General features: G+C 37.7%; 27 protein-coding genes. 5 read left to right on the forward strand and 22 right to left on the reverse strand.

What is annotated here, in order from left to right; translation table 11 throughout:
* Positions 1 to 61: 61 nt before the first annotated feature.
* The 12 genes from miaB to CGC63_RS07350 all read right to left on the reverse strand — a co-directional run bounded on the left by miaB (position 62) and on the right by CGC63_RS07350 (position 11,890).
* Complete coding sequence (gene miaB / locus CGC63_RS07295) at positions 62 to 1,537, reverse strand: tRNA (N6-isopentenyl adenosine(37)-C2)-methylthiotransferase MiaB (RefSeq protein WP_089438677.1); 1,476 nt, start codon at positions 1,535 to 1,537, stop codon at positions 62 to 64.
* A gap of 12 nt (positions 1,538 to 1,549) precedes the next feature.
* A complete protein-coding gene (locus CGC63_RS07300; protein WP_004221821.1) occupies positions 1,550 to 2,101 on the reverse strand; it encodes a 5-formyltetrahydrofolate cyclo-ligase in 552 nt (183 codons plus the stop codon).
* Positions 2,079 to 2,300, reverse strand: coding sequence for a DUF896 domain-containing protein (locus CGC63_RS07305; protein ID WP_022238940.1), 222 nt, complete (start codon positions 2,298 to 2,300; stop codon positions 2,079 to 2,081). Before CGC63_RS07305 ends, CGC63_RS07300 begins: the two co-directional genes overlap by 23 nt.
* Positions 2,301 to 2,322: 22 nt before the next feature.
* Entirely contained in the window at positions 2,323 to 3,177 is an 855-nt protein-coding gene (proB, locus tag CGC63_RS07310; protein WP_004221816.1) for a glutamate 5-kinase, read from the reverse strand.
* Between the two features lie 85 nt (positions 3,178 to 3,262).
* Positions 3,263 to 3,739 carry a hypothetical protein gene (locus CGC63_RS07315; protein WP_004221815.1) on the reverse strand — a complete coding sequence of 159 codons (477 nt, stop codon included), beginning with the start codon at positions 3,737 to 3,739 and terminating at the stop codon, positions 3,263 to 3,265.
* Positions 3,740 to 3,802: 63 nt separating this feature from the next.
* The gene (gene ybeY / locus CGC63_RS07320; RefSeq protein WP_004221814.1) at positions 3,803 to 4,297 is read right to left on the reverse strand and encodes an rRNA maturation RNase YbeY; all 495 of its coding nucleotides are present in this window, start codon (positions 4,295 to 4,297) and stop codon (positions 3,803 to 3,805) included.
* The gene (locus CGC63_RS07325; protein WP_004221813.1) at positions 4,294 to 5,307 is read right to left on the reverse strand and encodes a PhoH family protein; all 1,014 of its coding nucleotides are present in this window, start codon (positions 5,305 to 5,307) and stop codon (positions 4,294 to 4,296) included. The genes ybeY and CGC63_RS07325 overlap by 4 nt, the downstream gene beginning before the upstream one ends.
* Positions 5,300 to 6,529, reverse strand: coding sequence for a sporulation protein YqfD (locus tag CGC63_RS07330; protein WP_004221812.1), 1,230 nt, complete (start codon positions 6,527 to 6,529; stop codon positions 5,300 to 5,302). Before CGC63_RS07330 ends, CGC63_RS07325 begins: the two co-directional genes overlap by 8 nt.
* An 11-nt stretch (positions 6,530 to 6,540) precedes the next feature.
* Positions 6,541 to 6,816, reverse strand: coding sequence for a YabP/YqfC family sporulation protein (locus CGC63_RS07335; protein WP_004221811.1), 276 nt, complete (start codon positions 6,814 to 6,816; stop codon positions 6,541 to 6,543).
* A gap of 61 nt (positions 6,817 to 6,877) precedes the next feature.
* The gene (locus tag CGC63_RS07340; RefSeq protein WP_004221809.1) at positions 6,878 to 7,414 is read right to left on the reverse strand and encodes a DUF2284 domain-containing protein; all 537 of its coding nucleotides are present in this window, start codon (positions 7,412 to 7,414) and stop codon (positions 6,878 to 6,880) included.
* A 26-nt stretch (positions 7,415 to 7,440) separates the two neighbouring features.
* Complete coding sequence (locus CGC63_RS07345) at positions 7,441 to 10,686, reverse strand: AAA family ATPase (RefSeq protein WP_009247381.1); 3,246 nt, start codon at positions 10,684 to 10,686, stop codon at positions 7,441 to 7,443.
* Positions 10,649 to 11,890 (reverse strand): exonuclease SbcCD subunit D, encoded by a 1,242-nt coding sequence (locus tag CGC63_RS07350; RefSeq protein ID WP_004221806.1) that lies wholly within the window; start codon positions 11,888 to 11,890, stop codon positions 10,649 to 10,651. The genes CGC63_RS07345 and CGC63_RS07350 overlap by 38 nt, the downstream gene beginning before the upstream one ends.
* A gap of 147 nt (positions 11,891 to 12,037) precedes the next feature.
* On the opposite strand from CGC63_RS07350, the gene CGC63_RS07355 reads away from it, so the two are divergent.
* Positions 12,038 to 12,811 (forward strand): prolipoprotein diacylglyceryl transferase, encoded by a 774-nt coding sequence (locus CGC63_RS07355; RefSeq protein WP_009247382.1) that lies wholly within the window; start codon positions 12,038 to 12,040, stop codon positions 12,809 to 12,811.
* Between the two features lie 62 nt (positions 12,812 to 12,873).
* Here CGC63_RS07355 and CGC63_RS07360 read toward each other — a convergent pair whose 3' ends face one another.
* The 3 genes from CGC63_RS07360 to CGC63_RS07370 form a co-directional block, all read right to left on the reverse strand.
* A complete protein-coding gene (locus CGC63_RS07360) occupies positions 12,874 to 13,533 on the reverse strand; it encodes a YkgJ family cysteine cluster protein (RefSeq protein WP_004221800.1) in 660 nt (219 codons plus the stop codon).
* Positions 13,517 to 15,565: a HelD family protein gene (locus CGC63_RS07365; RefSeq protein WP_009247383.1), complete on the reverse strand. Its 2,049-nt coding sequence runs from the start codon at positions 15,563 to 15,565 to the stop codon at positions 13,517 to 13,519. The genes CGC63_RS07360 and CGC63_RS07365 overlap by 17 nt, the downstream gene beginning before the upstream one ends.
* An 83-nt stretch (positions 15,566 to 15,648) precedes the next feature.
* Entirely contained in the window at positions 15,649 to 15,936 is a 288-nt protein-coding gene (locus tag CGC63_RS07370; RefSeq protein ID WP_004221796.1) for a type II toxin-antitoxin system Phd/YefM family antitoxin, read from the reverse strand.
* A 220-nt stretch (positions 15,937 to 16,156) separates the two neighbouring features.
* Here CGC63_RS07370 and CGC63_RS07375 point away from each other — a divergent pair, with 220 nt between their 5' ends.
* The 3 genes from CGC63_RS07375 (at position 16,157) to CGC63_RS07385 (ending at position 18,139) form a co-directional block, all read left to right on the forward strand.
* The gene (locus CGC63_RS07375) at positions 16,157 to 16,849 is read left to right on the forward strand and encodes a DUF3990 domain-containing protein (RefSeq protein WP_040351038.1); all 693 of its coding nucleotides are present in this window, start codon (positions 16,157 to 16,159) and stop codon (positions 16,847 to 16,849) included.
* Entirely contained in the window at positions 16,812 to 17,453 is a 642-nt protein-coding gene (locus CGC63_RS07380; protein WP_009247385.1) for a helix-turn-helix domain-containing protein, read from the forward strand. The genes CGC63_RS07375 and CGC63_RS07380 overlap by 38 nt, the downstream gene beginning before the upstream one ends.
* Positions 17,454 to 17,560: 107 nt before the next feature.
* A complete protein-coding gene (locus CGC63_RS07385; RefSeq protein WP_004221789.1) occupies positions 17,561 to 18,139 on the forward strand; it encodes a DUF1648 domain-containing protein in 579 nt (192 codons plus the stop codon).
* Positions 18,140 to 18,247: 108 nt separating this feature from the next.
* Here the strand turns inward: CGC63_RS07385 and CGC63_RS07390 are convergent, their stop codons facing one another.
* From CGC63_RS07390 to CGC63_RS07400, 3 genes are all read right to left on the reverse strand, one after another.
* A complete protein-coding gene (locus tag CGC63_RS07390) occupies positions 18,248 to 18,712 on the reverse strand; it encodes a hypothetical protein (protein ID WP_004221785.1) in 465 nt (154 codons plus the stop codon).
* 87 nt (positions 18,713 to 18,799) lie between these two features.
* Entirely contained in the window at positions 18,800 to 19,072 is a 273-nt protein-coding gene (locus CGC63_RS07395) for a hypothetical protein (protein ID WP_009247386.1), read from the reverse strand.
* 25 nt (positions 19,073 to 19,097) lie between these two features.
* Entirely contained in the window at positions 19,098 to 19,997 is a 900-nt protein-coding gene (locus CGC63_RS07400; RefSeq protein WP_004221781.1) for a radical SAM protein, read from the reverse strand.
* Between the two features lie 152 nt (positions 19,998 to 20,149).
* Here CGC63_RS07400 and CGC63_RS07405 point away from each other — a divergent pair, with 152 nt between their 5' ends.
* Positions 20,150 to 20,488, forward strand: a complete 339-nt coding sequence (locus CGC63_RS07405; protein ID WP_009247387.1) for a winged helix-turn-helix transcriptional regulator — start codon at positions 20,150 to 20,152, stop codon at positions 20,486 to 20,488.
* 4 nt (positions 20,489 to 20,492) lie between these two features.
* Here CGC63_RS07405 and CGC63_RS07410 read toward each other — a convergent pair whose 3' ends face one another.
* From CGC63_RS07410 to CGC63_RS07425, 4 genes are all read right to left on the reverse strand, one after another.
* Positions 20,493 to 20,885, reverse strand: coding sequence for an SdpI family protein (locus CGC63_RS07410; RefSeq protein ID WP_242970510.1), 393 nt, complete (start codon positions 20,883 to 20,885; stop codon positions 20,493 to 20,495).
* Positions 20,886 to 21,119: 234 nt separating this feature from the next.
* Positions 21,120 to 21,329 (reverse strand): DUF6199 family natural product biosynthesis protein, encoded by a 210-nt coding sequence (locus CGC63_RS07415; protein ID WP_004221776.1) that lies wholly within the window; start codon positions 21,327 to 21,329, stop codon positions 21,120 to 21,122.
* 200 nt (positions 21,330 to 21,529) lie between these two features.
* Entirely contained in the window at positions 21,530 to 21,829 is a 300-nt protein-coding gene (locus CGC63_RS07420; protein ID WP_004221773.1) for a Dabb family protein, read from the reverse strand.
* Positions 21,830 to 21,900: 71 nt separating this feature from the next.
* Positions 21,901 to 22,956 carry an FUSC family protein gene (locus tag CGC63_RS07425; protein WP_004221767.1) on the reverse strand — a complete coding sequence of 352 codons (1,056 nt, stop codon included), beginning with the start codon at positions 22,954 to 22,956 and terminating at the stop codon, positions 21,901 to 21,903.
* Positions 22,957 to 23,032: the final 76 nt, after the last annotated feature.

Below are 23,032 nucleotides of genomic sequence, written 5' to 3' on the forward strand. Positions count from 1 at the left end.
CTCGCATTAAAAATGGAGGTAGGGAGTATCCTTACTTCTTTAAGATGGTATTGTTTCTTTTTTATCCTACTTTCGTTCCCATATAATAAAAGCCACGGCATTCATCTAAACGTACCTGACAGAGTTGTCCGATTAAAGAAGTATCTCCCTCAAAATGTACCAGCAAATTATTAGAAAGACGTCCTGTCATCAAATGCTTGTCCTGACTGTTCTGTTCTTCTACCAGAACCTCCATGACCTTTCCGGTGTCTCTTGCAGACATTTCTCTGCCAATGGACTGTACGGTTTCCAGAAGGCGGTTAAAACGGTCTTTTACCACGCCCTCCGAAACTTGATTTTCCATAACGGCAGCAGGCGTTCCCGTACGTTTGGAATAAATAAAGGTAAAGGCGCTGTCATAGCGGACTTTTTTTACTACGTCAACGGTTTCCAGAAAATCTTCTTCTGTTTCTCCCGGAAATCCTACAATAATATCTGTGGTAAGAGAAATATCAGGAATGGCTGTTCTGATTTTTTCTACCAGATTTAAGTATTTTTCCTTGTCATATCTGCGGTTCATCTTCTGCAAGATATCGCTGCTTCCTGACTGTAAAGGAAGATGGAGATGCTTACAGATTTTTTTGCTGTTTTTCATAACCTCAATGAGCTCATCTGATAAGTCTTTTGGATGAGAAGTCATGAAACGAATGCGTTTAAGACCTTCGATTTTTTCGATTTCTGTAAGAAGCTGGGCAAAGGTCATTGGCTCGTCTAAATTCTTTCCGTAGGAATTTACATTTTGCCCTAAAAGCATAACTTCCACAACACCGTCTTTTACCAGACGTTCAATTTCTCTTACAATATCTTTTGGATTTCTGCTGCGTTCCCTGCCTCGTACATAAGGCACAATACAATAGCTGCAGAAATTGTTGCAGCCAAACATAATATTGACACCGGATTTGAATGGATATTTTCGCTCTACCGGAAGGTCTTCCACGATTTTGTCTGTGTCTTTCCAGATATCAATAATCATACGGTCAGAAAGCAGAGAAGAAACCACTAACTCTGCGAATTTATAAATATTATGGGTACCGAAAATCAGATTGACAAAGGAATAGCTTTTTTTCAGCTTTTCCACTACCTGAGGCTCCTGCATCATACAGCCGCATAAGCCAATCATCATGTGGGGATTTTTCTTTTTCAGACTGTGGAGATAACCCAGTCGTCCGTATACACGGAGATTTGCATTTTCTCTTACAGTACAGGTGTTGTAAATTACGAAATCTGCGTTTTCGTCAGGAACCTCCACATAGCCGATGCGTTCTAAAATTCCCACCAGTTTTTCAGAGTCTCTGGCATTCATCTGGCATCCGAAAGTCGTAATATTGGCAGTAAGCGGTCTTCCCAGTTTTTCAGACTGTTCTTTTACAAGTTGACGTGCTTTTTTCATAAACCAATACTGACGCTGAGGTTCTTCCACGGGAGCTTCCTGACTTAAATCCATAGCGTCAATTATGTTTTCCATTTCATCATTAAATAAAAGTGTTGTATTTTCCATTAAATTCATCCTTTAATTGATTATTCTTGTTTCTGTAATTACTTTGTCGGGAAAAATATCCGTAGCTTCCGCAGGTACTTCTTCTACAATCTGGAAGTCAAAAGCTACGGCTGCTGTTTTGTGCTTTCTATGTACGGACAAATAGCGGTCATAAAAACCCTGTCCATAGCCGGCTCTGTGACGGTTTTTGTCAAAGGCAACGCCGGGAATAATTAAAAAAGCGTCCTCATCTTTTGCTTCTTCTCCCCATGCAGGCTCCGGTATCTGGAAATACCCCGGTGCTAACTGCTCAAAGCTTTCCAGATAGTAATATTTCATTTCATGAGTGCCGGTTACTTTGGGAACTGCCACTCGTTTTCCTGCTTTCCATGCGGCTTCAATCATGCCTCGTGTGATGACTTCTTTATTGTAGTCTACATAAGCGTAAATGCAGTCTGCTTCCTGAAACTCCGGAAGGGAGATAACGGTTTCACAGATTTTCTCACTGTATTTTTCTGCTTCCTGCTGAGTAAATTCTTTTCGTCTTCTGAAAATATATTTTCTAATTTCCTTTTTTTCTGCCATATTTCTCACCTAAATTGATAATCGTTCCATCTTTTTCCTGAATGTCAATATTATCTAACTGTGCACGCATATTCATGCGGATTGCCGCAATGTATTCTGCACGGAGTTTTCTCTGCTCCTCTTTTTCTTCCAGTGTTAAACCTTCTCCTTTTGATTTTCTTGCTAATTCGTTAATGCGGTTAATGGTGTTTTGATCCATCGTGGTTTCTTTTCTCCTTTGCTTATAGATTTTCAAATAATTCCTGTAAAATATCTTGTTCTTTTTTATCTGCCAGAAAAAGTGTTCCGTACTTTCTGCCCTGCATGATTTTATGTATGACATGGAAGTCTGCGCCGTTGGCAATGACCATGTCTGCTCCTGCACCGGTTGCAATACGGGCAGCGGAAAGTTTGGTTGCCATTCCTCCTGTTCCCACCTTGCTGCCGGTAGAGCCTTTTCCCATTTTCATTAAATGGTCATCCAGTTTTTCTACCACATCAATAAACTCTGCATTTGGGTTGACATTTGGGTCGTCTGTAAACAGTCCGTCAATGTCAGAGAGCAGGATAAGCATATCCGCATCCACCAAAGCAGCAACTAAAGCAGACAGCGTATCATTGTCACCGAAGGTATTGACAAATTCAATTTCATCCGTGGAAACTGTGTCGTTTTCATTTACAACAGGGATTGCGCCCATATCCAGAAGGCTTTGAAAAGTATTTCTGGCATTTTCTCTGGTAATATCATTTACCATGGTGTATTTGGTAATCAATACCTGTGCTGCTGTCTGGCTGTATTCTGCAAACAGCTTCTGATAAATCATCATCAGCCTTGCCTGTCCGATGGCTGCACATGCCTGTTTTTCAGAAAGACGGGAAGGCTTTTCCTGTAAGCCCATGGCAGCACGACCTACGGCAATGGCGCCGGAAGACACCACAATGACTTCCTTCCCCTGATTGTGTAAGTCTGCCAGCTCCCGAACCAGTATTTCCAGTTTAATCAAATCCAGTCGTCCGGTTTCTTTATGGGTCAGTGATGAAGAACCGATTTTGATTACAATCCTTTTTTTATCTTTTAATTTTTCTCTGATATTCATGTATTTTCCCTCTTTGGTTCATTTTCACATCATTTTATATTACACTATTTTTGTCTATAAGTCCAGAAGGGGATTTTGGTGTATTTTAGCTGGAATAATTCTCCAGAAAATTATAAAGCTCATCAGTGGTTTTAATCTGCTTTCCCAGCAGCACTTCACCTTGCAGCTCTTTTGGCAGGGCTTCCAAAGGAATGTCGGTATATTCAAAAACCTGATTTTGAGAATTTTCGTATACAACGATATATCCCTCCTCAACCTGAAGCTGATAGCCTGCGTTTTTTGCAGGAGCTTCCTCCTGACGGAAAACCACCTTGTCTGTGCCGTAAGAATGAAGCTTGAAGGACTCCTTCTGCAAAATCCCATCCTGATAATGTTCCAGAACAAAGGTCTTGTTTTTATAATTGACAGCGGGTACGGAAACCTGCTGCTTTGCAGAGGCATTTGTTTCTTCTAAAGCATAAATCCTGTCTTTTAAATCCGTAAGCTGGTAAGTAATCAGAAAACCCACAGTAAAGAAAAGCGCGATAAGGAAACAGCCGACACCATAGATTATTCTTTTCATAAGAACCTCCTTATTTTTGAATACTTATAGTATCGGCTGATTTTCCTGTTTTATTCACTTTTCTTAGCGTGTAATTCCAAGGCTTGCCAGAATTTCCTCCTGCTTTCTTTCCATTTCTTTTGCCTCTTCAGGTTCCATATGGTCATAGCCCATCAGGTGCAGCATGCTGTGGGCAATTAAAAAGGCAAATTCTCTTATCTGCCCATGTCCGTAGCTTTCTGCCTGTTCCTGCATTCTGGGAATACAAATCATAATATCTCCTAAAATTAATTCTCCGCTTTCCGGATGAAAACAGGTATCATCCTCCTCAGCAACAGAGAAATCTGCCGGAGCTGTAAAATCCAGCATAGGAAAAGAGAGAACGTCCGTTACACGGTCAATATTACGAAATTCCCTATTTGTCTGTTGGATTTCCTCATTTCCGGTTAAAACAAGGTTGATTTCCGTTTCATAGGGGCAGCCTTCGTAGTCAAGAGCAGCTTCTATTACTTTTTTTGCAAGCTCTTCGTAATCAAAATCCAGATTTTCCTCATATTCCATTTCCAAATTCAGTGTCATCGTTCTTTCCTCCTGTCTTTGCGAGGCTTCTTTTCTCTTTTTTCGTTTGCTTCTTTTTTCTCGTAAGCGTCATAGGCCTGCACGATTTTTTGTACCAGCGGATGACGCACTACATCCTTATTGGTTAATTCACAAAAGGCAATGTCCTCAACTTTTTTCAGTACGTGAAGGGCAACATCCAGTCCTGATTTCGCACCGGAAGGCAAATCCTTTTGGGAAAGGTCACCGGTAACAATAACTTTTGAGCCAAAACCAATACGGGTAAGAAACATCTTCATCTGAGCAGGTGTGGTATTTTGGGCTTCATCTAAAATAATAAAGGCATTATCCAGTGTCCGGCCTCTCATATAGGCAAGAGGCGCTACTTCAATTAAGCCCTTTTCCATGTTTTTGGCAAAGCTTTCCGCTCCCATGATTTCATACAGGGCATCGTAGAGAGGACGAAGATAAGGGTCGATTTTGCTTTGTAAATCTCCGGGGAGAAATCCCAGCTTTTCCCCTGCTTCAATAGCAGGTCTTGTTAAAATAATTCTGCCTACCTCATCATTTTTAAATGCGGTGATTGCCATTGCCATAGCAAGATAGGTTTTTCCTGTTCCCGCAGGACCAAGGCCGAAGACAATCATTTTTTTACGGATTGCATCGATATATGCCTTTTGCCCCAAGGTTTTTGGCTTAATGGGACGTCCGTTTAAGGTATGGCAAATACATTCCTTATCTATTTCTGTAATTACAGAAGTTTTTTCTTCGGCTGCGAGAGCCAGCGCATAATTTACATTCTGCTGGGTAATGGTATTTCCTTTTTGGGACAGTGTCAAAAATTCCCGTATAATCTTTACTGCCTGTTGGCAGGCTGCCATAGGACCTAAAATACGTAGCTGTCCGTCTCTGGAGATAACGGTGACGCCCAAGGTCTTTTCTATTTTTTTCATGTGCTCGTCAAATTGCCCGAACACATTTCGCTCATGCTCTGCGGGTAATTCTATTTTTTCTTCACAAATATTACTCATTAATGTCAAAATTCCTTTCTGTTTGCTGCGGAAGAATGTCTGTGGGAGCTTTTTTCCCTGCTTTTTCAACAGCCAGAAGTGTGCCGCTGGCTGTGCAGATATTTTTTTGTATGTTTATTTTAACATGATTTTCGGATATTTGAACCCCTTTTTCCTCTAAACTTTTTAAAAGTATGCTTAAATGACTTTCTACTTTTTCCCTTGCCTCTTTTTCAGTATAGACAAACTCCCCTGTTTGGTATTCATAATCTGTGCTGCTTCCGTAGAAAATGGGAAGCTTGAAATTTTCTGTAAGATAGAGCTGTTTTAGATTTGTTGTGGTATCAAAGGTTTCCCATGGAGGCTTTCTCTTAAAATCAAAATAATAATCGCCCACCTGAAGCAGATACCCCTTTTTCTGTTTTCCTGTGTAAATCGGCTTTTGATAAGTCATGGAAAACTGCTGATAATATTCTAACGGATATTCTACATAAATGTCCGCATCAGCGTCTGTATATTCGTATTTTTCTATTTCCTTGCTGTCATTTAAAATGTCCAGACGGCCGCTTACTAAGATTTCGCCTTTTTTACAAAGCTCCCCTGTCTTTTTCAGAGAAGTTCCTTTTCTGGTAACCATAGAAACAATTTTTCCTGTTTTGTCAGCGATTAAATCGTAAGCGCCTTTTTCCGGTATTTTTTCCTTGTAAATATTGTCGTTTTCTTTGATTTCCAAAAGCAGACGGCTTCCTGTGATTTTTGCGGAAACCCACGTGATATTTGGAAATTCACCTCTTAATTTTTCAGCAATCAAAGCGCAGTCCAATTTTTTTTTCGATGCTCCGTGGTGTACGTCAATTTTTTCTAAATAGCCCAGAATACTCTGTGTACTGTTATGTACATTTCCTTCCACATGAATATTCCAAATATAACCGGACAGAAAAAACAGAATGAAAAAACTCAAAAAAATGCCGATGAAAAATGCCTTCCTCTTTTTATTGCGATAAAAAAAGAAAGGCAGTCCATATTTACCTGTAATTTGAATTCTTGTACCTGTTTTTTTGCAGATGCTTTTTAATCGAAAAAAATCTTGGATACTTAAATTCATCTCATAAATATCATTTTTATTTACTAAATTCCAGACCTTGATTTTGTGATAGGCACATAAATTCAAAAAGCGTTCAGGGCTTTGTGTATACGCTTTTATCCGGACATAGCCCTTTCCGTAATGACTCCAATCCTGCACGCACAGCCTCCTTATAAAAACAAAATTTTATTGATATTTCCGCTTATTTTCATTTCCACATCTGTGTAATAGAGAATAAGGAGATTTTTCCCTTCAATCTGAATTTTATTTCTTTTTGAAAGGAGTATAATACAGGTATCCTGATATTGGCGTATACATTTATAATTTTCAATGTACAATTCCCGAGAACCGGTGAGAGTAAGAACTGCCTCTTTATAAGATAAATCTTTTGGAATTTGTAAGGAGTCTCCTAACTTTCCTGAAAAATCTCCTAATTTTCTTTTCACCAAAAGCCTCCTGCATAAGTTCTTATTTCAATCTTATGAAATACCGCAGAAAATCATGCGGTTATTTTAGAAAAAGAATACCGAACCACAAAATCTGGTTGGCGCTTAAGGTAAATTCCATGTTGTATTTTTCTGCCAGTTCGCAGACAATAATCCCGTGGCTCTCCACGCAAGGGTGCATTTTCTGCGGAAAGCGACAGGGAGCATCGGGATAGGTGCAGACCTCACAAATATCACAGGACTCCGTAGAAAGCGCCATACAGTCTGTGCCCTTTTCACGAACAAAGGCTTCTATGGCTGCTGTGATTTTTTCATGCTCCTTTCTGGTGGCTAAGGTTTCCTCAAAATTGATGACATCGGATACCTCTGCAATGGTAGAAAACAGGAAACATTCCTTATAATCAAGACAGCGTTTTCTGCATTCTTCCACTGTGCCTACGGCAGGGGGACACGCCCATGTGGAGTTATAGCGCTCACATTCTTTTTCGCAAATCCATCGTACACGAAAGGAAAAATCAATTTCCTCCGGTTTAAAAAAGGCATATTGATATACGGGAAACTGACAAATAAATTCTTCTAATTCTTCATGAGAAATCATGTGTTTTACTCCTTCTTCTTTTGATTTTATAATTCTTCTATGGAAATTTTACTGCCCCCTTCTCCTGCTTTTGCAGGCTCAATGAGAAGATGAACAGGGATACGGTTTTTAATTTCCTCTACGTGGGTAATCACACCTACGCTGCGCTTTTTGTTTCTTATTTTTTCCAGAGCCTCCATTACGACCTCCAGACAGTTTTCATCTAAAGTCCCAAAGCCTTCATCTAAGAAAAACAGCTCCAATGGGGCTGCTCCCTTCATCTGAATTTGGGAAGATAAAGCAAGGGCAAGAGCCAAAGAAGCCATAAAGGTCTCTCCTCCGGACAGGGTGGAGGCAGGTCGTGACGCACCGCCGTTTTTGTAATCACGAATAATAAAGGCAGTATTCTCATCAATCTCCAGCCCGTAAGTATTGCCTGTCATTTCTTTTAAGCCGGTATCGGCTTCTCGTGCAATGTGCTCTAGGTAATAACGGGAAATATATTCCACAAAACGCTTTCCTCGAAATAGTCCTTCCAGTTCAGAGAGAATGTCCAGCTTATGGTGAATTTTTTCCAGAAGGACACAGACATTTTCTTTTTCCTTCCATGCTGTTTTCATCTGTTCCAGCTCTTTTCGCACTGCACCAAAGCTTTTGTTTTCCTCGGTTGTTTCGGTTTCCAGTGTCTGTACTTCTTTTTCCAGCAGAGCAAATTCCCCTTGCTCCATACGCTTGCTTTTGAGCTTTTTCTTAATTTGCAAAAGCTGTTCCTGTACACGGATTTTTTCCTTTTGGAAATTTTCAAGCTTTTCTCTCATCTGAGACAATTTTTGTTCTTCCGTATGATATTTTGCAATGTAAGTTTCTTCTGTAACAGAACAGCTTTTCATTTTTTCTTGTAAAAGTGCATATTTTTGTATGCTGTCTTTTTGGGAAGCTTCTGCAAGCGCCTTTACGGCAGCTAATTGTCGGGCAACTTCTTGTTCTTCTGTGGATGCTTGCTCAAAAAGAGCTTTTGAAGTTTCGTATTGTTTCTCTAAGGCAGCAATAGACGCTTCGGTTTCTTTTAATTTTTCTAAAATATTTTCTTCTGTTTGAGCTTTTTCTAAAATTTTTTCTTTGATTTCCAGCAGCTTTTCTTCTGCTTGCTTTTGCAGAAAGGAAGCTTCTGTCTGTTGGGCTTTTAGCTCCTGAATGATGCCCTCTCCTTTTTCCCGATTTTTTATGCGGGCATCCAATTTTTGCTCTAAGGTTTCCAGCAGCTTTTGCAGTTCTTCTCTTTTTCTGTTCTTTTCCTGTAAAGCTTCATAAGCGATTTGAAAATCTTCAACCATTGCTGTTTGCTTTTGTATTTCCAGCTCGTTTTCTTTTTGAAGAATTTCTTTATTTTCTGCTTCCCATTCCTGTTTTCTCTCTGTGTAACGTTTTTGCAGCCCATTGATTTCAGTTTCTTTTTTTGCAGCTTCTGTTTGGAGCTTTTGCAGTTCTTCGGTAAGCTTGGGACTGATTGGAAGATTTTCAAAAGTTATCTGCTGCTCCTGCTGCAACTGTGTCCTTAAACCTGCAAGGGTTTCATAAATAGCTTGTATTTCTTCTTCCAAGGCTTCCTTTTGTTTTTGCAATGCCTGAATATCTTCTTTTTGCCGGAGTGTTTGTGGTTTTTCATGATGAATACTTCCGCATACAGGACAGGGCATGCCATCTTCCAAAGAAGCTGCCAGAATAGCAGCCATATTTTCCATATAAAGCTGTTCCTGCGTTTCTTTTTTTCCCTGTATTTCTATTTGGTTTACCTGAGCTTTTTCTATTTCCGCAGATAATTTTGCACATTTCTTTTTTTGATTTTCCCAAGCATTTTGAAGATATTCTGCTTTCTCTGCTTCTTTTTCTTTTAAACGCTGTAACAGTTCTTGCTTTTCTCTTTCTTTGTTACGGATATTTTTTATATCTTCTTTAAGCCCTTCTTCTATGGCGGTTCTTCGGCATTTTTGTTGGTTTAAACGTTCAGTTTTTTGAAAACCGTTCATAATCATCTGCTGAATTTCTGCTGATATTGTCGTTTTTACAATTTCCTGCTGCATAGCAGTTTTCTGCAATTTTCTTGCGTCAATATCCTGTAATAAAGCCTTCATTTTTTCTTGTGCATCCAGCAGCTTTTTCGTTATTTCTTCTCTATTCTTTTTCTGAGTATGGAAACGGTTTTTCTGTATATCTCGTTCTTCTGCAAGCTTTACTGCCTCCAAAAGATTGTTTCGCCTCTGCTCAAGGACAGGCTTTTGCGCCTGTTTTCGTTCTTCTGCTTTTTGAAGCTCTAGCTGTGTAAAGGTAAATGACTTTCTTTTTTCAGTCCAAAGTTCTGTAAGAGCGGCAGCTTTTTGCGTGTAGCTTTTTTCTTTGGCAATACTTTCCTGATAATCGGAGAAATAAGGAAACAGTCCGTTGGCAATTTCTGCTTTTTTCAAATTTTCCTGTAAAGCAGTGATATCATCCTGCTCTTTTGCAAGGGAATTTTCCTTTTCGCAGACCGCATCATATTCTTCCCATAATAAAATTTGCCCTTTGCTGTCTTCCAGATTTTTCCGCATTTTTTTCAAGGCTTCTTCTTTTTTTGCCAGATTTTTTTCTAATTCTGTTTCTTTTTGTTCCAAAGCTTGAATTGCCTCTGTTGTAACAGCTTCATAACGGGAAAGAGCGCCCTCCTGTTCTTTGCGTTTTCCTTCCCACTGCCCCGCCTGTTCTTTTACCAGAAAAGCCAGTCGTTCGCCGTATTTTTCCAAATGAAAAAGCCGTTCCAGGATTTTATTTCTTTCCATGCCTTCCAGCTTTAAAAACTCAGAAAATTTTCCCTGAGGCAGCACAACGGTACGGAAAAAATCATCTTTGGAAAGTCCCAGAACTTCCTGACATTTGGCGTTTACCGTTCCCACACGGTCTGCTAAAATCACAGGTTCTTCTTCGGTAATATCCGCAAATTTTGCGCTGTCACTGCGAATACCGCCGTCTTTTGTTCTTTTAAAGCTTCGGGCTACCAGATATTTATGCTGCTGCTTTTCCTGTATGGAAAAAATATATTCTACAAAAGCTTTGTCCGTATTTACGTTAATGTAATTGGTACTGTTTCTGGAAGTAGTGCCGTAAAGAGCCAGTGTCATACCGTCTAAAATACTGGTTTTGCCACTTCCCGTAGGACCGAAAATCCCAAAGAGTCCCTGAGAGGTCAGCTTCTCAAAATCGATTTCCTGAACCTCTAAAAAGCTATTTAATCCCTTCATTTTCATGGAAATCGGCTTCATTTTCGTCCTCCTTTATCAAAATTTCCTGTAAGGTTTCTACGATTTCTTCTTCCGGCAAAACGCCTTTCTTTTTCTGATAATAATCCAGAAACAGCTCTAAGAAGCTTTTTTCTGTAAAAACAGTTCCTTTTTTTGGTGTTTCTGTTTCGGGAAAAACAGGAATAACTTCTAAAATATCTTCTTTCCTGCTTTTTAATTCCTTTAATTGTTCTTCCCGAATGTAAGTATCTGTGTAAATTTGCAGATATACATAACAGGGGCGATTTTGGTTCTCCTCACATTTTTTTAACGCTTCGTCATAGCTTTTACAAATCCACTTTTCAATAGGCTTTGGATTGTCAAAATAAAAGTCCTCTACCACAGCTTCTTTTTGCGGATGCAGAGTAACTAAGGAACATTGCTTTGCAATGACGGTTTCCTGCAAGCGATAAGGCAGAGGCGAACCGCTGTATCGAATTCTGCCGTGGCTTCCCACTACCTTTTGCGGTCTGTGTACGTGCCCTAAAGCTACATACTGCGCTTTTGGGGGAAAGACCTCAGGTGGCAGCAAATAGCTATTTCCCAGCATTATTCCCTGTTCAGAGCCGTCTTTTTTGCAGCCCAGTGTAAAAACATGGCTCATCAGTATATTTATAGTGTTATACTCGTATCGGCTTGCTTTCTTTTGGAACAATTCGCCTATTTTTGCTGCGTAATCTGCTGCCCGTTTCTCATCACTGTCTTCTTCCCGATATAAAACCTCATTTAGTGTTTTTTCACTGACATAGGGAACACAAACAAAAACGGCTTTCTCTCCTTTATGGGAAAAGGAAAATACGCCTTCCTCTAAAGACTCTATTTCAAAATTCCCGTATTTACCGGAAGGGATTTTTGTTTTCGGTGTTCCGTAAATGATAATACCGTGCTCTCTGGCAAGAGGAACAATGGCTTCCAGACGGGAGGGCTGGTCATGGTTTCCTGCAATTAAGACTACCAGACGCTGTCCCTGTCTACTCAATTCTTTTAAGGTATGGTATAAAAGCATCTCTGCTCCGGCAGAAGGATGCCCGTTGTCAAACACATCTCCGGCAATACAGATAACATCTGCCTCTGTTTCATCCGCAATGGAAACAAACTGTTCTAAAACAATCCGTTGTTCTTCCAGTCTGCTTTTCCCTTCCAGAAGCTTTCCGATATGCCAGTCTGCGGTGTGTAATATTTTCATAAAATAAACCTGCTGCTTTCTATCTAATCTTCTTTTCTTATTCTAACATTTGCCGGAAAGGAAAAAAAGAGAATAATGATTTTTTTCAAAAAAGATGTTATAATGGTAAAACGAATGAAAATTGAGATAAGAAAGTGAGATGCAAAAATGAAAAATGATTTATTTTCCATAGGACCTTTGACCATACACAGCTATGGCTTGATGATTGCGCTGGGGATTTTAGTCTGTGTTTTTATGGGTATGTATCGTGCAAGAAAATACGGCTATAAAGACGAAGCAGTTCTGGACATTGCTATTTTCGGTATTTTAAGCGGTTTTATCGGAGCGAAGCTCTTATATGTTCTGGTAGAATTTGACCGTTTTCTGGAAAATCCCATGGATGTGCTGGGTTCAGAAGGATTTGTGGTTTACGGAGGTATTATTGTAGGGGCTTTGGCAGGTGTACTTTACTGCCGTATAAAGAAACTGCCTTGCTGGGAATACTTTGATTTATTAGCCCCTTCCATTGCTGTGGCACAGGGCTTTGGACGAATTGGCTGTTTCCTTGCAGGCTGCTGTTACGGAAGACCGACAGATGCCTTTTGGGGTGTAACCTTTCCGGAAGGAAGCTTTGCACCGGCAGGCGTACCTTTAATTCCCACACAGTTGATTTCTTCTGTTGGAGATTTTGCTATTGCAGGTATTCTGCTTCTCTACAACAAACGCAATAAAAAAGCGGGAAATGTGGGTATTCTCTATATGCTGCTCTATGGAATTGGCAGATTTTTGGTAGAATGTTTAAGAAGCGATGACAGAGGAACTGTTGGAATGCTTTCTACCTCACAATTTATTTCTATTGGTATTGTGCTTTTGGCAATCGTGCTGTTTTTCAGACATAAGCTTTTTAAAGGTACAAAAAAAGAAGAAAGCGAAGAAGTATAAAAATGATAAAAAGCGGGAGGTAAATCGAAACGTTCGGTCTGTCTCCTGCTTTTTCTTTTCATCTAAAATCTTTTTTTCATTTCTTCCAATCTAAAATAAAACTGCGTATAAAAATCCTGTTCTGTTTCGTAGGGTATCAGATAGAACAGCTGTAAAAGCTGAACGGAAAATTGTTTAGACAAGGCTTCATCTTGTGCGCCTTCTAAACGCTCCTGCATTTGCTTTAAGAAATAATGCCAGTCTTTGACAAAAGTCTCATATTTACGAATATCTCCTATTCCAAGCCATTTCTGGATTTTCACCTTTGTCTTTGGTTCTTGAGGACATTCCTTTGTCTGAAGGAAATATTGAAAATCATTGTCTTCATAAATTCTTCCAAGAGGAAACATACGGCAAAAGCCCGGGCGAAATCCGTGAATGGAACATCTTCCCTGTTCATTTAAAAAGCTGCATGCTTCTTCTGTTCCGGTCATTTTCAGATTAGGAAGAATAATTCCTTCTGCTACCTGTAACTCTACTGCATAGGATAACAATTTTTCAAAACTCTGTTTTAAATTCTTACACAAAAGATACACATCATAAGGATCTAAAACAATGGAATGCCCCATACCCTGACAACATTTTGAACAGCCTTTACAATCATTACATCCGGCTTTTACCATATCCTTATGTCCATATCGCTTTCCATCAGAAATTTCAGATAAATCAAGCTCTCTTATCATGGCTTTCCTCCTCTAATTGGTACATATACAGCTCGTGCAGCGCTCTGGTGGCACAGATATACCCTGCCTGTTTCAGAAGAGGCGTGTTTCTTTTTTCGGAAATTCCAAACACCTGATCAAATTCCAAACCTTTTGCCAGATAAAAAGTCGTGACGGTAAGTCCTTTTTGAAATACAGAGCTGTCTTTATCAATATAAAAAGTCTGAGGAAATTTTTCTTTTAAATACTGATAGGCAAAAACAGCCTCTTCCTCTGTGGTGGTAATCACTGCCGCAGTTTCATATTCGTTTTCCTGAAGCTTTAAATTCTTCAGGGCTTCCTCTAACATCTCTGTCAGAGTAGAAAATGTCTTTTCTTCTACCGGTTTTCCGTGGCGTTCAAACAATTCTACACCTTGTACATCGGTAATTTCGTTGGCATAAGATGCAATTTCCACGGTATTGCGGTAGCTTTTATTCATGTAAATCACACGTATCTGTTTTCCGTAAATTTCCGGCAAAAATTCTAATACATCCTGTACTTCTGCTTCCATGGTCTGCGCCTTGTCTCCTAAAATTGTCATGGGACAATGAAACAGTTCTTTTAAAATAATGTACTGCAAATACGAATAATCCTGCATTTCATCAATTACCAGATGTTTTATGGTCTTTTGCTGTGTGACAGAAAACAGACGATATTTGAAGTAAAGCATAGGATATACGTCCTCATAAGGTAGCAGTCTTTTTTCATAAGAACAATGAGGCAGAGCTTTTAATCCTGTGCGCTTTAAAAAACGGCTATATAAAACGTACAAATCTTTTGTTTCATACATTTTCATGAATTTCCCATAGAGCATATCCCGTTCTTCTTCCGGTAAGGTACAGTCTTTTAAGGTTTCGTATTCGTCGATAAAATATTCCAGCACTGCTTCCATTCTGGAAAGCAGAGGAATATCCTGAAACTTGAAATAAAATAAATTTAAAATTTCTTGTTCTGTTTTTTCAAAACCTTTGTATTCCACGGTGCGGAAATTCATAAGCTCATCTTCCAGCTCCAACAGAAAAGCTTCTGCTTCGTCAAGAAATTCTTTTGACTGTTTCCAGCGCATCCGTTTTATCTGTTTTTTGTCTGCAAAAGCAAGCTCTCTTTCAATCTGGTGATAGCGGTCTTCGCAGTCATAAACAAAAGATTTCAATTCTTTATAAGCATATAAATCAAAGCTCATTTCCTGAATATTTTCCTCTCCCAACTCAGGAAGAATATGAGAAATATAATCAGAAAAAACGCTGTTGGGAGACAAAACCAAAATATTGGAGGATTTTAAATGCTCCCTGTCATGATACAAAAGATAAGCAATCCGGTGAAGCGCCACAGAAGTCTTCCCGCTTCCTGCTGCTCCCTGAATAACCATAATCTTATCTTTGGTATTTCGGATAATGGCATTTTGTTCTTTCTGAATGGTTCGTACAATATTTTTAAGCTGTACATCGCCATTGCTGCCTAATTCTGCTTTTAAAATATCATCATCAATTTTTACGTCACTTTCAAATTCATAAACCATTTTTCCACGGCGGATTTTGTACTGCCATTTGGAAGTGATTTCTCCGTGTAAAACACCTGCCGGTGCAGTATAACAGGCAGCGCCTTTATCGTAATCGTAAAATAAACCGCTTACAGGGGCTCTCCAGTCATAAATCAAAGGAACATGCCCTGTTTTTTCAGAAAAGTTTCCAATTCCGATATAAAACTGCTCCGGTTCCTCTTCCCCCTCATAACAGAAATCAACTCTCCCGAAAAAAGGAGAGTCTATCATTTTTTCCAGACGCTGGCGGTAAATAAATTGCTCTTGATTGGCATTTACCTGCTGAAAAAGTGCCTGCTGGTTATCAAAATTTTCGTATCCATACTGGTCCATCTCTGTATAATTATCCCAGTAATAGGTGTGCATACTTTCGATTTCTTTTTGCCCTTCTAAAAGAGCATGGTTGACTTCTTGAATTTTATGTTTCAGTTTTTCGTTAATAAGCGTTAAAAATTCCGTTCCCTGACTCATAGATGTTCTCCATAATTTTAATTCTATTAAAAATATCATTATAGCATAGGATAAAGGATACGTCATCTGTCTGTTGGGATTTTTTATAATTCTTTGACGTCAAAGCCCAGTTCTTTTATGACAGCTTCCATGGGAATTCCCGGTTTATCTCCATTTGCCTCTAAACGACTTGTCGCTTCTAATAATAAAGTATAGTTTTCTTCAATTTCAGTTAGTCGTGTATATTCTTCAGGTGATAAAATAACAGCAGAAGGTTGATTATTTTTTAATACAAATAGCTCCTTTGTTTCTTTTAATCTGTTAAAAATCTTCGTTGCCTGTCCTTTATTAAATAAAGAAATTGGCACTAAGCAATCCATTACATTTGCCATATATGACACCTCCCTGTTTTCTTACTTTTATTATATGTATTCTGTATTGAAATATCAACAATAAATGAAAATTTATAGATATATTTTCATTACTTTATAAACCTTACATTATAATGTGTGTTTGCAAATATTGCTTAGAGTCAATATGATTTATGTTTTTTAGTCCATTGATTTACTATCACTTTAGTGATATTATAAAACATAAATGGAGGTAATGAGAATGGAGAAAAAAATTACAATATATCATGGTTCAGAAAAAATCATAGAGAATCCGATTTTTGGCGGAGGGAAAAGAAATAATGATTTCGGGTTTGGGTTTTATTGTACAGAAAGCGAAGAACTCGCAAAAGAATGGGCGGTATCTTCATTGCGTGATGGATTTTCTAATCGTTATACATTGAATACAGAATATTTGAATATTTTAAATTTGAACAGCCCTGCTTATACTATTCTTAATTGGATTGCCATATTGGTAGAACATCGTTTATTTTCCATAAAAAATCCAGTGGCCGGACGAGCAAAGCGATATTTGATAGAGAATTTCAGTGTCAACATAAATGCCTTTGATTTAATCATTGGTTACCGTGCAGATGACTCCTATTTTGATTATGCAGAGTCTTTTCTCAATAACGGGATTACTGTTGAACAACTGGCACAAGCTATGCGATTGGGAAAATTAGGTGAACAAATTGTTATCAAATCGCCGTTTGCTTTTTCAAATTTAAAATATGAAGGATTTACAGTCGCAGAGAAAGAACAATATTATGTTTCCCGTAAATCCAGAAATGATGAAGCTAACCGACTTTATTTTGAAATGCTTGAACAAGAAAGTGACGGATTATATATGCAGGATATTATTAGAGGAGGTATTAAAAATGATGATTTACGCATACCAAGAAATGTATTTAAGTAAAGCACAGGCTATGTTAGGAGATGCCTTTGATTATGCAGTGAATGTCTGCAATATTTCCGGCAATGATTTTACAAAGCTGTTTCTTGCAAGTTCAGCAAGCGAGCGCATGGAAAACGGTGAGATTTCTTATATTACAGGAAAAAGCGGGGGTGAAATGGTTACAGAAATTGTAGCGGAAACAAAGGGAAAAAATCTTCAAATAGAGCCATGTGTTCATTTTGAACGAACCAAAGAATATTGGATTGGATGGGCAATCGCTTATTATCAGTGGTATTCCGATAGAAAATACAGTGAAATATTGAAAGCTGTATCTTATGAGAACTTAGAGAAAATGTATTATACTCTCCACGAAGCGGACATTACCAAATTTGTTGATATTATGGACTCTCGAATGACAGAATTTTTTTCGGAAACAAATTTAAAGCGTATTCGTATGACTTATGGTTTCACACAAAAGGAATTAGCAGATAATTCCGGAGTTAGTCTGCGTTCTATTCAAATGTACGAACAACGACACAAAAATATTAACAAAGCAAGTGCAGAAACTTTATATCGGCTTTCAAAAATATTGGGCTGTACCATAGAAGATTTAATGGAAAAATGATACTTATTACGCTGTATTTCTAAAAATACTTGACTGTAAACCTTGTTTATACTATATGATAAGGACAGAAATCATTAAAAGAGATTATTCAGAAACGAAAAGAAGCCTTGGATACAGATATCATTGATGTCGAGAATGCCAAAAATATTTGTAAACAATTATTAAGAGAGAAAGAGCTTTCCTATGAAAGTCTGGATATAACAGCATATACTCCTGAAAAATTAGAATATTGGGAGCAAAATAAACAGTTCTTGAAGGTAGATACCGTGAGCTTTTTCTATCTGTGGGGCGGCTTTTTAATTTGGCTTCTTATTACAGGCATTTCCCTTTTTACCGCACTTTTGGCGTATCCGAATTTACCGGATTATATTCCTATACAATGGAGCAAAACGCAGGTAAGCAGTCAGGCAGGAAAAGCCTTTATCTTTTTCTATCCACTGGTTTGCATTATTGCCCGTTTTGGTCTTCGATTTTGTTTAAGATGGAAAATAGCGTTTAATAACCAACATATAAATGAAACTGTTTCCGATTATTTAAGCAATTCATTTTGCTTTGTTATGTTGTCAGCGGAAATTTTTACCATTTTATTTATACACGGTTACGTTCAGAATATAGTCGTGCTTTTTGTATTTGACGGAATTGTATTGTTGGGTATTCTAATAAAAGCACTAATAAAACTGTCTTAAATACAGCAGGAGGCTACCACATACAGTGGGAATACAGAATATTCTCGATATACACTTAAAATAACAGTCTCCTGCTATATAATTATCTTTTGACATTATTCAAAATCTTTATCCCAAGGATTTTAGATTGTGTCGATACTCTAACATTTCTTCTTCACTTACTGTATCAAGGATGTACTGTAATTCAGATAATATATTTTCCTTATCTCTCGGTAAGTATGCTGTGACTGGATAAAAATTTGATACAGTATTTGCAAATAAATGGGTACGAATATGAAGATTTTTAATGAACACTTTTAATTCTTCTAACCGCTCCTTTTCGCCGGCAGGAATAAATGTTCCTGCTCTTGCCATATCATATAATTCTGTACCTTCAAAAAGTGTAAGAGAGTCAACATGGACAAATCGGGGATTTACCTTACTGAACACTTTTGCTGAATTGACAGCGTTTTTATATCCTTTATCTTTTCCGGCAAGTCCGGTCATATATACGAAATAATATTCGATACCGGCTTCATCCAGCTTTCTGCACTGCTCAATAATATCCTTTGCTGTATATCCTTTATTTGCCAAAGCAAGTGTGCTGTCATCACCGCTTTCTACACCGATACTTAAACCGTTTATCCCTAAAGAATGTAATATTTTAAATTGTTTTACTTTCTAGTCATAAACAGCCAAAGCTCTGGCTTTCAGATTTTCAAAACTCATAGCAAATGGGTTAGCTCCCGTCCAATAAATTCTTCTCGCATACGGTTGGTAAGAGGCAAGTTCTGCCAAGTCTTTTCTCCATTCGTCTAATGGTGTCATGCTGAAACATTCATCTTTATACAAATTGCAAAAGCGACATTTATTGTGCGTACAGCCTGTTGTTGCTTGTATAATAAATGAACTTGCTTCGTATGGTGGTCGCCATGTTCTGCCGGTAAAATTCATGTAATCACTTCCTTAAAATATAAACTTATAAGTGTCGAAGATTTTTTCTATACTCTCTTAGTTGCTTTTCATCCACGCTTTGGATTATTTTATCCAGTACAGATAAAATCTTTTCCTTATCTCGTGGCAAAGTTGCTTGAATTGGAATTGCATTAGAAGCCCCGCCTGCTGCAAACCAAACAGGAATATCCAAATAACGAACTAATGTTCTTAATTCCTTATATTTTTCAATTTCCGTTTCTTCCTGCCAGTTACCTTTTTGAATTTCCTGATATAATTCCGAATTAGGATAAATCGTAAGCATATTCGCCCCAATAATTTGTGGGTGTAACTGATTGCAAATATCAGCGGTATCTTTTGCACCTTGTTCGCCTTTCCCTATGCCCGATATTCCGGTCAAATAAAAGAAATTATAGGTAATGCCAACATTATCTAATCGTTTGCATTGCGTAATAATATCCTTTGCTTCATAGCCTTTATTCATAAATTTTAAGGCATCATCATCTCCTGTCTCAATTCCGATTGTAAGACCGTCATATCCAGCCTTACTCAGTTTAAGTAATTCTTCATCCGTTTTTAGTGCAATATCTGTAATTCTGGAAAAACAGCCAATATTTTTATTCGTTGGAAAATATTTTTGTATGAGAGAAGCAATTTGTAATAAACGTGTTGCTTTCAATACAAATGGGTTTGCACCAACTAAAAATGTTCTTGTTACTTTGTTATCATTCCATAATCTAAACTGTCCTTTTACTTCTTGTAAATCTGCTTCAATATCTTCCATTGGCGACATTTTAAATTGAAAAGGTATATCATCATATAAGGTGCAAAATTTGCATTTATGATGCGTACAACCTGCCGTAACCTCTAAAAGCAATGATGACGCTTCATACGGTGGTCGCCATACTGTTCCTGTATAGTGCATATTGTGTTACTCCTTTCGTAAATCATATACTCATTATATCGCTGTACATTATTTTTCATAGTACGGAACTTATTTGTAGCACTATACTAAAATAGCGTACCTTGATTTTGATATGTATCTACAATATAATACAGAAAAGGAGTGAAATGATTATGAAAAAAACAGAGCAGTCTATACAAAGATGTGTGACAATATCAACCGTTCAAAAAATATTAGGCGGCAAATGGAAAATCGAAATACTTTATTATATTGGGAAACAAGATATTCGCAGATTTGGCGAGCTTCGCCGACATATAGGGGAAATCACAGAGTCTTCTTTAACAAAACAACTTCGGGAATTGGAGTCAGACGGTTTTATACACCGCCATGATTTCAAGGAAGTTCCGCCAAAAGTAGAATATACACTTACAGAATTGGGTGAAAGTTTTATGCGTGTATTAGATGTTATAAAAGATTGGGGAGACTTAAATTTAAATAAAGGTAAGACATGATAGTTTATTTACGAATTCCTTCATCAGTAAATTTTTCTTTTAATGCTCTTTCCGTTGGAAATACGGAGCATATTAAAATTACTGTTTGAACAATTATCAAAAGCAAACCCATGTTACCAATAATCTCCACAGAAGCTCCATAGAATGGAATTGGAATAAGAAGTGATGGAACAGAAATAATCCATCCTATTTTCCACCAAAGTTTACCACAGTGCTTTTGAGCAAAAAGCCATGTATCTATATTTTTCATAGAACGAGATGTTCGATACCCTATTATGCTGTTGATATTTTTAGGAGAATGTTTCCACATTATCTGTCCACCCAATATCATCAATATTGGCGTTAATTGATTAAAACAAAATATAAACCACCAAAACCACATTTTTATCATCTCCATGTAAAATATTGCATTATTTTTATTCTTTTGGCTTTTATTTAAAAGAAAAACCATGTTCCAAACAGAGAGTATACCTTAAAATATTCTTTACTATCAATTTCAATCATATCTATAAAGAAATTTTGAGCATATAATTCAATTTTAGTTTTTTCATTACCTTGTGTGTTTACAGCTGTAATCGTATTCTTTTCACACCTTTATTCATATTCTACCTCCTCCTAAAAAGGAAAATGATTATTTCACCATAGAAAGTACCGCAAAAATCGTACAAAAAATAGTTATTATTAGAAGAAAAGTGCCTCCTACTCTCATAAAAGCAAGGTACCAATCAGAAGGCTCACCATTTTTTACTGAGAGAAAATGCTCAATTTTCCAAAGTATTTCCGGTTTCACAATCATCATAATACTAAGAATATATAAGAAAACAATCCACCAATAATCCATATACGTTCCCCCTCAGTGTGATTATTTGCAACTTTTATTTTTCTATTACTTTTCATAAAATTATACCATGAATAAACTAATACCGCATCATTTTTTTAAATATAAATAACAAAAAGGAACTGTTATTTTAAACGTTATTCAGAAACATTTAAAGCAACAATTCCTTTTATCAAAGTCACGATTTTGGAACTTCTACTCTCTTATTCATAATCTAAACATGCTCTTTCCGTCACATAAGGGCGAACATAAGTATCTGCCACTTTTACGTGTTCCGGATGTGAGCCGTATACAGCTACATCTTCTGCTTTCTCCAGAGTTGTTACCAACGCAATATCGTGTGTGCTGGATGATAATGGTTCTTCTACAAATTCCACTGTCAGAAGTCCCGGTACTTTTCCTACCAAGCTTTTTAAATTCTCAGCCATTGCCTTTTTAAGTGCCGGTTTTTCAGCATCCTGAATTTCCGGTTTAAACTTCCACATAACAATATGATGTACCATAATGTACCCTCCTTATAACCGCTAAATATAATTTCATTTTAGCGTTGCTGTTTCACCTTGTCAACGATTTTTTAACCCTGTGCAGCAGGTTCGTCTATCTTTGAAACAGAATATTGGAATACATGGTTAAAAAGCAGTCCGTATACAGCGCCTAAAATGTTGTTGAAAATTCGGAAAAATACAGCGCCCTCAACGCCTAAAATACTTACGGCAATCGCCATAGCCCCGAAGGAATTAAAGACTGCCTGCCAACCGTAAGTAGCAGAAAATCCAACGCCAATTCCTCCTACCACACCAATGTAAGGATAGAAAGATTTTGGCAAAATTGGGTAAACAAGCAAAAATACAATTCCGCCAATTACATTTCCCGGAATTCTTCCTTTTACTCTGGTTTTAACATCCTCATGGAAGGGAAGAATAACAGACATTGCTGCAATTCCTGCCCACATAGCTCTTGGGATATGTAATAAGCCTGCCAAAAGAATAACCGTAGATACACCAAAAGTAACAGAAAGCTGCCATCTGGTTCTCATAGAATGCAAATCAAATTCACGGAGAAGGTCTTTCCAGCTTCTTTTATAAGTCACATGCTTATGATTACGGTAAAATACAATACCTGTAAGCAATGCTCCCACTGCAAGACCGGCAAGACGCAAAAGATACATTTTACCTGTCACATCATAACCGTATAAAAGTAAATAACCTAAAACTAAGGTAGAGTGGTTTCCCATAATAACATTATGGCAACCTAAAAGCATCAAAACAAAAATACATGCCAGATTTACCAGTAATTCTGTAAAAAGCCCTCCCATATTTGCCAGTCTTGGACCAAAGGCTAAAATACCGAAAATAATGAAAAGGGAACTAAGACCGTGAGGGGTATAAATACCAAAATCTGCAAAGCGAAATACCATAATGCACAACAAAATCACAACACCTACAACGCTGTTTGCATCACCGAAAATCTTACTGTACCCGATTACAAACGCCATGCAGAATACCATTGTAATGAAAATCTTGAACAAATAAATAGCTGTGTGCTTCAGTTTTTCTTTACCGGTCAGAGAACTTTTAATCACGGCTTTGGAGCCCGCCTGATTGAGCTGTAATTCTTGATAAATTGTCATAAAATGACTCCCGTCCTTTCTGTATAATTTTACCTAGCGGGGAGGCATTATACCATTAGAAAAGACGTTTGTCAAA

Origin of the sequence: Blautia hansenii DSM 20583 (assembly GCF_002222595.2) — a bacterium.
Classification (GTDB): Bacteria; Bacillota; Clostridia; order Lachnospirales; family Lachnospiraceae; genus Blautia; species Blautia hansenii.